Genomic DNA, 10,251 nt, shown 5'->3' with positions numbered 1-10,251 from the left:
AGCGCCCGCGAGGATCGACCTCGCGGGCGCTCTTCATTTCGAACGCGCGAGCGGCGCGACCGTCACACGCCGCTCGAACAGCGATTACAGTCAGCAGATACGTCGATCAGCGCTCAAAACGACAGTTAATCCGGTTAAATCGGGCTAAATCAGGCGGAAGGCGGCCTGAGCGAATACCCACTTTATGAGTCCGAGGCCGGAAGCGGGGAGTGTAATGAACCGCAGCAGATCACTCACGATGGCCCTGGTCGTCGCGCTCGTCGGGATGGCTGCCATCCCGGCGGCCGCAAGCGCGACATCGGGGCTGGCAATCGACGTAGATCAGCGTCCAAACACTGGCGAAGCTATCGTGACAGTAACATACAACGATAGCGCGGTCGAGAACGCCACCGTAGAAGTCACCGCCGAGTCAGCGTACGCCGGGAACGGCACGTACACGACGGACGCCGACGGAACGCTCGTCCTCCCCGAACCGAACGAGACAGTGTCGGTGACGGTGACCACGACCGCGGACAACACGACCGCGACGAAGGAAGTCGACCTCGTCCCGCGCTCGGCGGCGCTCTCGGTCTCCGCAACGCAGAATGACGATGGAACGGCGACGGTGACCGTGACGCAGTACGACGAGGCGATCGAGAATGCGACCGTGGCAATCTCCGCCGCGGACGCGTACAGCGGGAACGGCACGTACGCGACGGACGCAGACGGGACCGTCACGCTCCCGGCACCGAACCAGACCGTCTCGCTGACGATCGACGCTTCGGTCAACGACGCGACGGCGAGCACGGATCTCACGGCCGTCCCGCTCGCAGCGTCCCTGGACGTCACCGTGAACCAGACCGAAGGCGGCTCGGCGATCATCACTGTCACCCAGTACGGTGACGTCGTCGAAGGCGCAAACGTCTCGATAGAAGCCGACGGGGACATCGCCGGCACCGACACCACCGACGCGAACGGTACGGTCACCCTCGAACAGCCGGAAGACGATCAGACCGTGACCGTGACCGCGACCGACGGGACCCTGACGGCCGAGACGACAGCCGAACTCACGGGCACCGCTCTGGACGTGAGCGCCGCGCAGACCGACGACGACGTCGAGGTGACCGTCACCGACGGCGAGAGCGCCGTCGAGAATGCGACGGTCGAAGTCGAGGCCGACGGAGAGTACGCCGGCACCGGCACGTACGTGACCAGCGCCGACGGTACTGTCGTCCTCCCGCTCCCCCAAGAGAACGTCACGGTCACCGCGACCGCGACGGCCGAGAAAGAGACGGCCGAGACGACGGCTGACCTGAGCGTCGAATTCGTCCAGCAAGGGCCGTTCGGACAGGCCGTCTCCTCGTTCGTGAGCGCGCTGCAATCCGCAGGCTTCGACGGCCCGCCGGGAGCGGCGATTTCGGACTTCGTCACGGGGAACAACCCCGGTAACGCCGACGACGCGCCCGGCCAAAACGACGACGAAGCCGACGACGGCACCGAGACTGCCGAAGCGTCCGGTCAGTCGGGATCGGCTCCCGGCCAGTCAGACGACGCCCCGGGCCGTGAGGACGATGGCAACGAGACCGACGAGGCGTCCGGTCAGTCGGGATCGGCTCCCGGCCAGTCAGACGACGCCCCGGGCCGTGAGGACGATGGCAACGAGACCGACGACGACGGTCCCGGCGCGAACGCCGGTAACGGCAACGGTCCGCCGAACGCCAGTGAACGCGGCGGCCCGGCTGACGACGACGTCCCAGAAACGGAAGACGAAGACGATGAGACGGACGCTGAGGACGAATCTGCGGACGATGCGGACGACGAAGCCGACAGCGACGACGATGACAGTCGATCCGGCGGCTCCAGCGGATCGCCCGGTAACTCCGGGAACGCCCCGGGACAGAACTGACTAACACGCACTTCGACCGACGTTTTCTCTTATTCCGATTCACCGTGGCCCCGGTTTGACGAGTCCGAGCGTGAACGACGGTCCCCTGCGACAGTGAAGCGACCGCCGAGGCGATACCGGGGGAGTCCCGAGCGCGCTGCGACCGTCTCGGGATCCGTCCCGCATCGGCGGAGGGCGAGTCGTGCACCGGTCGCGACGAGATCCGTCTGAGCATCGCCACCCGGGAGCCACGCGTCGGCGTCGATGCCGTCGTTCCGAGTGGCTTCGAGCGCGCGGACCGCGACGGTGCTCACGAGCGCCGCTCCGAACCGGTCGAGGCTGACTGACTCCGGATAGTCGTCCCGCTGCCCCAGGACGTTCGACTCCGCCGAGTGCGGGCCGTCCACTCCCCCACGACGCGGGGTGTCGTCACGATCACCCGTCGCCCCGGCGGTCGTCCGGGCCCGTTCGAGTGCCCCAGCGAGCGCAAAGTACCGACGGGCGTCGGTGCCGTCGACGAGCGCCCGTTCCAGCGCCGTATCGACGACGTCGTCGAGGGCGTCGGTCACGATTCGACGGCGACGTCGCGAAACGCCACATTCGTCACCGTCCCGTCTGGACGGAGCGTGACCCGACCGAGTGTGACGGTGTCACCGGTCCCTGCCCGGTGGGCGACGGCCCGGAGCGTGGCCTCCTGATCGAGTCGCTCCCAGACGGTCTGTTCGAGCAGTTGCTGGAACGCCTCCGGGTCGGTCCAGCCGGCGTCGACGTCCGAGGGAACGTGGACGACGAACTGAAACTCCGTTTCGGTGACGTGGATGCCGACGCCGAACGTATCGCCGCCGGAGCCCGTCACACCGGTCCGATCCGGGCGCTCCGCAGGCGCGTCCCCGGCGTCGTCGTGATCGGCGTCCGTCTCAGTCATATTTTTGCGTGGGAACCGCGAGGGCAAATACTCCGCGGTGCACCCCATCGTGAGCCGTGGAACCACTTCACAGAGCGGCAGCGGATGAGATCGTTTTTGCGCAGCGAGACGCTGAGAGGTGGTAATGAGTTACAAAATCGGGCTCGTGGGTAAGCCCTCTGTCGGCAAGTCCTCGTTTTTCAATGCGGCGACGATGAACGACGTATCGGAGGGTGCGTACCCGTTCACGACGATCGATCCCGCTGTCGGGGAGGCGTACGTCCGCGTCGACTGTGCGGCCCCGGAGTTCGACGAAAACTGCACGCCCTCGGTCGGCTTCTGCGACGGGGGAACACGCTTCGTCCCGGTCAAACTCGTCGACGTCGCGGGGTTGATCCCGGGCGCACACGAGGGCAACGGACTGGGCAACCAGTTCCTGACCGATCTCAACGAGGCGGACGTCCTCGTCCACGTCGTTGATTTCTCCGGAAAGACGGATCTGGAGGGAGAAAAAACGGAGGGCCACGACCCGCGCGAGGACATCGACTTCCTGGAGGAGGAGCTGGATATGTGGTATCTCGACATCTTGGAGAAGGGGCTCGATCGATATCGTTCGGGGTACCACGGGGAGGAGAACGACGTCGAGGAGGACCTCGCAGAGCAGATGTCCGCGTTCAAGACGAACAAAGACGAGATCAAGCAGATTCTCTTGGCCACCGGTGCCGACCTCGACCCCGACGAGTGGGGCGAGGAAACGAAGGGGCGCGTCGCCCGCGAGATCAGAGAGCGGACCAAACCCATCGTGATCGCAGCGAACAAGATGGACACGAGCGCAGCCCAGAAGAACTACGCGGCGATCACGGCCGACCCCGACTACGACCACCTCACGTTCGTCCCCACGAGCGCCCACGCGGAGAAGGCGTTGAAGAAGGCCGACGAGGCCGGAGTGATCGAGTATCGCCCGGGCGCGTCCTCGTTCGAAGTCGTCGGTGACCCCTCAGAAGAACAGGCTGCGGGCCTCGAACAGATCCGCGAGTACGTCGAATCCTACGAGGGGACGGGCATTCAGGACGTCCTCGAATTGGCGCTCTTCGACGTGATGGGTGCGATTGCGGTGTTCCCCGGAAGCGCAAACGGTCGCGCCGACACGGAGGGGGTCTTTCGGGACTGTTTCATCCTCCCCGACGGGTCGACAACGGAGGACTTCGCGTATCACCTCCACTCTGACATCGGCGACGGCCTGTTGCACGGGATCGACTGCCGGTCGAAGCGCCAGGTCGGCTCGGAGCACCGACTCGGCCATCGTGACGTCGTCGAGATCGTCACGACGAACTGAGTCCTGATCGGCGCCGTCACCCGCCAAACATTCAATCCGCCCCTCCTCGAAGGCCTGGGCGATGCCGCCAACTGAGACATCGCTTGGGAAATTGACAGCGACGATAGCCTCAGAACAGGTCACGCCGGCGGGTGTCACGGTTGCGGCCGCGTCCGCCGGGATGGGTACCGCACTGTGTGAGATGTGTTGCATCCACACGCTCGAAGGGCAGCGTGGCGACGATGCGACGAATTCAGGCGACAAAACCCACAGAGCGGCGGAACAGTCGGGCGATCGCTCCCTCGAAGCGGTCCAGTCCCGGCTGAAAACGCAGCGGAAGACGCTACTCACCCTCGCAGACCGCGACGCCGCTCTCGTTTCGGAGTTGTTCGCGGGCGACGAAACCCTATCGGCCGAAATGCGACGACAGGCGTCGAGGGTTCCGCTCGCCGTGGTTGAGGCTGCCGTCGAAGTGCTCGAGGACGCAGCGATCACGATCGAACGGGGTCGCCACGGGGTCGCGACAGACGCCCGGACGGGTGCAGTCCTCGTCAGAGCGGCGCTGCAGGCGTCGGCAGCGACCGTCAGATCGAATCTCGACGGTGACGACACCGAGGCTACGACAGACCTGCTGGACCGACTCGCAGCGGCCGAACGTCGCGCGACCACGGTTGATTTGGACATCTAGTAGGGTGTGGCACTCCGGTACGAGTACCCATCAAGAGGGTGCCGCCGAAGGTGAAGCGTATGACTTCTCGGACCCAGATCCTGTATGTCGACCGGGACCCGGAGTCTACGGATCTGGTCCGAACGGTGCTCTCGCACCACAGCGATCGGTTCGAGATCTATCCGGTCCCGACCGCTGTGGCGGCGCATCAGGAACGACAGCGTGGTGAAGTGGACTGTGTCGTCTCCGAATGCGACCTCCCGGAGATGAACGGCATCGACTTCCTGAGTCCGATCTCGACGGTCCGCGGACGACTGGGGGTGGCGCTAGAGACAGACGACCTGACGCACGTCGAACGCGCGATCGAGGCGATAGAGTGCGTCGACGAGCCGCGGGTTGGCCTCGCAGAGACGCTCCGTAGCGGCGACGTCGTCAGTGCGACCGAACCGGTCCGACTCACAGAGATCATCGCCGACGTTACGACCACGTAGGCGCGATGTTCCACCAGTGAGGAGCCGTCAGTTGCCCGAGGACGACCGCGTGAGGAACCTGAGTCGGTAGTCGTAGTACTCTCCGTTGTATCGGAGTATCGTCGGACCATCCTCCTCGACACCGGCGTCTTTCGCGACGTTGCCGTCGAGGTAGGGGCGTTCGTGCATCGCGCGAAGCACCTTCCGGTAGCCCTCGGAGTACGGATGTGCTTCCGTGTACTCCGACGCGGCGGACTGTTCGACGATGTCGATCGCGGCCGTCGAGAGGTCCTCGCGGTCGAATCGGGATTCGACGAACTGTGCGCGAAGGACGGCCTCCATTCCGTCGGGTGCCTCCGCAACCGGCTCGGCCGTCGCCCGATACACCGACTCGTGAAACGTCTCCTGGGTGACCTCGACGGCGTACCGACGCTCGCGGTAGGTGACGGACGCCGGAGCGTCGCCAGAGACCAACTCGCTCCCCTCGACGACGTCGTCGCTCCGGTAGACGTAGCCGCCGCGCCGGACGAGTCCCCACGGAGCGCCTCCTTCGTTGCCACGGGCGCGTGCAGTCATCTGTGCCACCCGAACGGCCGCCGCGTCGACCTCCGGGAGTTGCTCGGCAGACACTGTCTCGGCTGCGTCTCCGCTGGCTGTCTCTTCGTTCGCGGACGCCTCCGTGAGTCGCAACACCGGATGCGTGGTCTCGACTTCGTCGATGACGACGGAGCCGAGTCGGTAGTATGTGCCGTCGTGGCGGGTATACACCGGATCTTCCGGATAACTGCCGAAGGGGGTACCATACTGTGTGGTGTACTCGGTTCCGTTCCGGATCGCCTCGAAGGCCGCCTCGTCCCGCTCGGGGCGCGTTTGTGAGAGGTCAGTGACGTAACTTTCGCGGAGTGAACCACCGGCATCAGAGATCGTCAACTGGAGCGGGCGCTGCTCGTCGTCTGACGGGACCACGTCGCTGACGTCACCGAGACACCCGGCAGAACTGACTAGGGCACCGAGACCAATCGTACCGAGGAACCGGCGTCTGGAGGGCTGATTCTGTGTCACTGGAGGGCGATGCGAAATCCTCCGGGACGAGGTAAAAAACGTCCGCGTTCGATCCGCTCCGTCCCACGGCGAGCTCTCTCGCCTACTCGATCGGTGTTTTGACCACTGTCGCGGGCATCTCCGCGAGACGGAGGACGCGGTCCGTGACGCTACCCAGAAGGCTTCGATACTCCTCGGGCCGGCGTCGCGTGCCCATCACGACGAGGTCGGCGCTGGCCTCCCGCGCTACATCGACGATCGTCTCGGGCGGCCGCCCGTGCCGAATCGTGGTCTGGACCTCGACACCAGCGTCACGCGCTCGTTCGGCGACTGCTCCGACGGCTTCTTTCCCGACCTCCTCGAGGCCGTGCTCGGGCCCTTCGCGCTCGTCGATGTATTCGTCGCCGTTGTAGGCGTCGTACACTTCGCTGTCTACGACGAAGAGGACGTGCAGCGTCGCGTCGTGGTACGCGGCCAGTTGGATCGCGTGATCCGTGGCCCGATCTGACGCGGCTTCCCCGCCCGTCGCCAAGAGGATATTGCTGTACATATTCGGAGATAGCTTACCGGGAATACAAATCACGATGCTGAGACGACGGCATTGAAACGCGCGCGTAACAACGACGTATCGAAATCGCCGTGATCCGCATAGAGTCCTGCGTGTTGAGAAACTATGCTTTAGTTTATAATTCTTGTAATACGTTACTGTCGGTCAAGGATAACCCTGACGCAATTTTCACATTATTACTCAAAATAGTATCTTTGTTTGTAATTTAAATGACTACTCAGGATGAGTCCGACCGCTACTCTCGACGCCCGGTCGGCGATACACTGGAGCGAAGGTTTTTGTATAATGATGACCGTATCGTCATCGTGTTACGTGGTAGCAATAGCGGTCTCGACCATTTGAACGGGCCATACGCGCGGATCTCGGGCAGCAACCTGGCGGTGTGGATCCGGTGACGTCTTCGCTTTGCGACCGCCGGTGTGAGGGCTCAGGGAACACGGTGCGACTCACAGGGAGATTCATATGATCACGAATGACAGCGACGACGAATACGGGGCGAGCAACCGATGCCCTCGACCGACACGGAGAGGGGTGTGCTGTTGATGGACGGACGAGTAACGATATCCGAACTGGAAAAAGTGTACGGCGAGGGTGCCGAGCGAACCAAGGCGATCGAAGACCTCTCTTTCGAGGTTGATGGCGGCGAGTTCGCTAGCGTGGTGGGTCCTAGCGGATGCGGCAAAAGTACGCTTCTGTAGCACGGCCGTTGCGGAGTTCCTTCAACCGCTATCTTCAGGACAAGGGCAAGGGTCGCGGCGGCGAGGGCGGGAACTACCGTCGGAACGCTGCCCGCGAGCTCGAGCGGTTCGTGGAGTGGGCCGCTGGCGAGCGCGGCGACGACGATTGGACCGGGATCACTCCCGAGGAGGCCGACCGCGAGCCGACGTTCGCTGACCTCGACGAGCGTGTGTTCCGCGAGTACGCTCGGCACCTTTCTGGTGACAGGGGACTCAAGCAGAACACGGTCCAGACCTACTACGCCTACATCTCGGCGTGGTGTGGCTGGTGTGTCAACGAGGGGTATCTCGAAGCACACTACGCCCAGCGAGCGAGCGCGACCGCGCCGCTCCCCGACGACGACGGGCGGAAGCCTGGTGACCAGCAGGCCTGGACGCCCGAGCAGCGCCACGCGCTCACCCGGCACGTCGACGCACAGGCGCGTGAGGCCATCGAAGCATACACCACCCTTCCCGATGACGTGGACCCTCTCGACAAGCAACGAGCCCGGTACGCGGCGCTGAAGGCGGCCCGCGACCGGGCGCTCGTGGTCGTCCTCGCGTACACGGCTGTCCGCGTGGGAGAACTCCTGCGTGATTCTGACGACCCGCGTCGCCGTGGCGTGCGATGGGAGGACATCGACCTCGAGGACGGAAGCATGGACGTCTATCGCAAAAAGCAGCAGTGGGATGCTGCTTCTCTCCCCGATCCTGTCATCTCCCCGTTGCGGAGCTACCAGAAACTGATGGATCCGCCGACGGACCGGTGGCCCGTGTTCCCGACACTCGACCAGCGGACGCTCGCAGAGCTCGTACAGGAGGAGTTAGCCGACCGGGGAGAGCCATCGGAGGCAATTGACGAGCGACGTGGGGAGTACGCTCGCGACCTCCTGCTGGCGCTGGACGAGGACATCCGCCCGCCGTCGATCACGACGGACGGCGCCCGCTCGATACTCCAGCGACTCACGGAAGCCGCGGAGATCGATATCGAGCATCCGAAACACGATTATCTCGCGCCACACGGCGGCCGACGCGGGATGGGCGAGGTTCTCGTCCGAGCGTTCGGATACACGGTTGCAGCCCGGTATCTCGATAATTCTGAAGAGATGGTTCGTGAGCGGTACTCCCACATCGAAGCTGGTGAGTTGGGTGATGTCGCTACAGAAGCACTCAACGAGATAGATTCTATAGACCCCTGAACCCACGAATAGCCTACAGGCTGGTTGAATTTCGGACTAACTAATCCCTCGCTTCCGGGCGATCCAGAGAATAAGTGAGTCCGGTGGGTACTGGATGCGGATCCGGGCTTTGCGTATCAGGCTCGCATCGGACCCTGACTTTGTCTCCTCACGGATTGATCTGTAGTTGTCTACTCCGATTTTGGAGATAGCGAATAGTTCAGCGAGGGTTTCGTCAATCCAGGATACTGCGACGAAGGGGAGTCCAAAGGCGAGTGTGAGTCCGAGTACGACGGCTATGTAGATTGGAAGCCAAATGGGTGAGGGAGCGTATTCGACCGCCATCATCAGGGTTTGTGGGAGCGCGATCACAGCACCGATGAAAGACAAACCTGAGGTAAGGTATATCGCCCAGAAGAGAGACCTGCCGATGAATCCCATCTGGTCGTGACCCACTTCGTGGAGGAATAGATAATCGATGACGTCCTCTGAGAAATCCTCCTTAGCTTGTTCATTCAGTAGGAGTGTCCCGAGTGGGGTGTAGTCTCCCATCCGTTTGCTGTCTTCTCTGAACCAGTAGACGGTTCGTGAAATTCCACTGACAGAGTATTGGCTGGTTCCGGTAACGCCGCCTCTACAGAGTTTTGCGTACAGACGAGTTAACCCTGATTCAACCGTTCCAGACATAACTCCTGACTCCTGTCTATAAATTCTTGACTCGGACTCAACTTAAACGAGGGGGAAGGGAGTGAAGATAGCTTTTTGAGTGTTCTGTGATGAATTTAGTAGACGTGTATGGCGGACGCACCGGATACTGAACGGCAGGCGGTCGAGCCTGAGACAGGCGAAGTCCTCAGCGTGTCACAGCTGAACGACCGGATTGCGTCGGTCGTCGAGGACGCGCCTGCCCTCGATGGCGTCCGGTGTATCGGCGAGGTCACGGATCTCCATCAGAACAGTACGGCGCTCTATTTCACCCTCACTGACGGCGACGCGGAGCTCCCCTGCATGATCTGGGCGAACCGCTACCGGAATATGGATGCCGAGCTCGAGGACGGGACCGAAGTCATCCTCGAGGGTGATATCGATTACTGGACTGAGGGCGGGAAAATCGACCTCAAGCCGTGGGAGGTGATCGTCGTCGGCGACGGCGACCAAGCGGCCGCCGTCGAGCGGCTGCGAAGCGAACTCGAAGAGCGTGGCTGGTTCGACGACGAGCAGAAACAACGTCCGCCGGCGTTCCCGGAGCGGGTCGGCGTCGTCACGTCCCTTCGAGGAGATGCCCGGTACGACATCCAGAACGCGATTCACGGACAGGACCCTACCGTCGACATCTTGGTGAAGGACGCAACCGTCCAGGGGTCGAACGCGCCGAGGTCCATCGCGAACGGCATCCACCATCTCGATCGCTCGGAGGACGTCGACGCCATCATCGTCGGTCGGGGCGGTGGGAGCGATTCGAACCTCCAGGCCTCCCTCGATTGATTTTTTTCCGCGGTTTATTGAGCTGTTGATCTTGACGCGGAGG

Annotated in this window: 12 protein-coding genes; 7 read left to right on the top strand and 5 right to left on the bottom strand. The window is 63.0% G+C overall.

Annotation, left to right across the window (positions count from 1 at the left end; translation table 11 throughout):
* Positions 1-214: 214 nt before the first annotated feature.
* Positions 215-1,885, top strand: coding sequence for a hypothetical protein (locus ABEI27_RS10270; RefSeq protein ID WP_375799312.1), 1,671 nt, complete (start codon positions 215-217; stop codon positions 1,883-1,885).
* A 29-nt stretch (positions 1,886-1,914) separates the two neighbouring features.
* Here ABEI27_RS10270 and ABEI27_RS10265 read toward each other — a convergent pair whose 3' ends face one another.
* Both ABEI27_RS10265 and ABEI27_RS10260 read right to left on the bottom strand, forming a co-directional pair.
* Complete coding sequence (locus ABEI27_RS10265) at positions 1,915-2,433, bottom strand: hypothetical protein (protein WP_375799311.1); 519 nt, start codon at positions 2,431-2,433, stop codon at positions 1,915-1,917.
* Complete coding sequence (locus ABEI27_RS10260; RefSeq protein WP_375799310.1) at positions 2,430-2,789, bottom strand: hypothetical protein; 360 nt, start codon at positions 2,787-2,789, stop codon at positions 2,430-2,432. Before ABEI27_RS10260 ends, ABEI27_RS10265 begins: the two co-directional genes overlap by 4 nt.
* A gap of 124 nt (positions 2,790-2,913) precedes the next feature.
* Here ABEI27_RS10260 and ABEI27_RS10255 point away from each other — a divergent pair, with 124 nt between their 5' ends.
* From ABEI27_RS10255 to ABEI27_RS10245, 3 genes are all read left to right on the top strand, one after another.
* Positions 2,914-4,104, top strand: a complete 1,191-nt coding sequence (locus ABEI27_RS10255) for a redox-regulated ATPase YchF (RefSeq protein WP_375799309.1) — start codon at positions 2,914-2,916, stop codon at positions 4,102-4,104.
* A 61-nt stretch (positions 4,105-4,165) separates the two neighbouring features.
* Positions 4,166-4,771 (top strand): cyclodeaminase/cyclohydrolase family protein, encoded by a 606-nt coding sequence (locus ABEI27_RS10250; protein ID WP_375799308.1) that lies wholly within the window; start codon positions 4,166-4,168, stop codon positions 4,769-4,771.
* Between the two features lie 59 nt (positions 4,772-4,830).
* Positions 4,831-5,241, top strand: coding sequence for a response regulator (locus ABEI27_RS10245; RefSeq protein WP_375799307.1), 411 nt, complete (start codon positions 4,831-4,833; stop codon positions 5,239-5,241).
* A 27-nt stretch (positions 5,242-5,268) separates the two neighbouring features.
* Here ABEI27_RS10245 and ABEI27_RS10240 read toward each other — a convergent pair whose 3' ends face one another.
* Together ABEI27_RS10240 and ABEI27_RS10235 are read right to left on the bottom strand one after the other, a co-directional pair.
* Positions 5,269-6,282 (bottom strand): hypothetical protein, encoded by a 1,014-nt coding sequence (locus ABEI27_RS10240; protein ID WP_375799306.1) that lies wholly within the window; start codon positions 6,280-6,282, stop codon positions 5,269-5,271.
* An 82-nt stretch (positions 6,283-6,364) separates the two neighbouring features.
* Positions 6,365-6,811, bottom strand: coding sequence for a universal stress protein (locus ABEI27_RS10235; RefSeq protein ID WP_375799305.1), 447 nt, complete (start codon positions 6,809-6,811; stop codon positions 6,365-6,367).
* A gap of 560 nt (positions 6,812-7,371) precedes the next feature.
* Here ABEI27_RS10235 and ABEI27_RS10230 point away from each other — a divergent pair.
* Both ABEI27_RS10230 and ABEI27_RS10225 read left to right on the top strand, forming a co-directional pair.
* Positions 7,372-7,527: an ATP-binding cassette domain-containing protein gene (locus tag ABEI27_RS10230; protein WP_375799304.1), complete on the top strand. Its 156-nt coding sequence runs from the start codon at positions 7,372-7,374 to the stop codon at positions 7,525-7,527.
* On the top strand, positions 7,503-8,744 hold the full coding sequence (locus tag ABEI27_RS10225; protein WP_375799303.1) for a tyrosine-type recombinase/integrase: 1,242 nt from the start codon (positions 7,503-7,505) through the stop codon (positions 8,742-8,744). The genes ABEI27_RS10230 and ABEI27_RS10225 overlap by 25 nt, the downstream gene beginning before the upstream one ends.
* A 36-nt stretch (positions 8,745-8,780) precedes the next feature.
* Here the strand turns inward: ABEI27_RS10225 and ABEI27_RS10220 are convergent, their stop codons facing one another.
* Positions 8,781-9,275 (bottom strand): hypothetical protein, encoded by a 495-nt coding sequence (locus ABEI27_RS10220; RefSeq protein WP_375799302.1) that lies wholly within the window; start codon positions 9,273-9,275, stop codon positions 8,781-8,783.
* 243 nt (positions 9,276-9,518) lie between these two features.
* On the opposite strand from ABEI27_RS10220, the gene xseA reads away from it, so the two are divergent.
* Entirely contained in the window at positions 9,519-10,208 is a 690-nt protein-coding gene (gene xseA, locus ABEI27_RS10215; protein WP_375799301.1) for an exodeoxyribonuclease VII large subunit, read from the top strand.
* The last annotated feature ends 43 nt before the right edge of the window (positions 10,209-10,251 follow it).

Origin of the sequence: Halobellus sp. (genome assembly GCF_042218505.1) — an archaeon.
Lineage (GTDB): Archaea > Halobacteriota > Halobacteria > Halobacteriales > Haloferacaceae > Haloquadratum.
Note: the sequence above shows the minus strand (reverse complement) of the source record. Positions and strands in the feature narration are given on the sequence as shown.

What these genes read in the sequence shown, in the direction of transcription:
- ABEI27_RS10270 (WP_375799312.1), top strand. Translation starts at nt 215, where the DNA reads ATGAACCGCAGCAGATCACTCACGATGGCCCTGGTCGTCGCGCTCGTC.
- ABEI27_RS10260 (WP_375799310.1), bottom strand. Translation starts at nt 2,789, where the DNA reads ATGACTGAGACGGACGCCGATCACGACGACGCCGGGGACGCGCCTGCG.
- ABEI27_RS10255 (WP_375799309.1), top strand. Translation starts at nt 2,914, where the DNA reads ATGAGTTACAAAATCGGGCTCGTGGGTAAGCCCTCTGTCGGCAAGTCC.
- ABEI27_RS10250 (WP_375799308.1), top strand. Translation starts at nt 4,166, where the DNA reads ATGCCGCCAACTGAGACATCGCTTGGGAAATTGACAGCGACGATAGCC.
- ABEI27_RS10245 (WP_375799307.1), top strand. Translation starts at nt 4,831, where the DNA reads ATGACTTCTCGGACCCAGATCCTGTATGTCGACCGGGACCCGGAGTCT.
- ABEI27_RS10235 (WP_375799305.1), bottom strand. Translation starts at nt 6,811, where the DNA reads ATGTACAGCAATATCCTCTTGGCGACGGGCGGGGAAGCCGCGTCAGAT.
- ABEI27_RS10230 (WP_375799304.1), top strand. Translation starts at nt 7,372, where the DNA reads ATGGACGGACGAGTAACGATATCCGAACTGGAAAAAGTGTACGGCGAG.
- ABEI27_RS10225 (WP_375799303.1), top strand. Translation starts at nt 7,503, where the DNA reads ATGCGGCAAAAGTACGCTTCTGTAGCACGGCCGTTGCGGAGTTCCTTC.
- ABEI27_RS10220 (WP_375799302.1), bottom strand. Translation starts at nt 9,275, where the DNA reads ATGGGAGACTACACCCCACTCGGGACACTCCTACTGAATGAACAAGCT.
- xseA (WP_375799301.1), top strand. Translation starts at nt 9,519, where the DNA reads ATGGCGGACGCACCGGATACTGAACGGCAGGCGGTCGAGCCTGAGACA.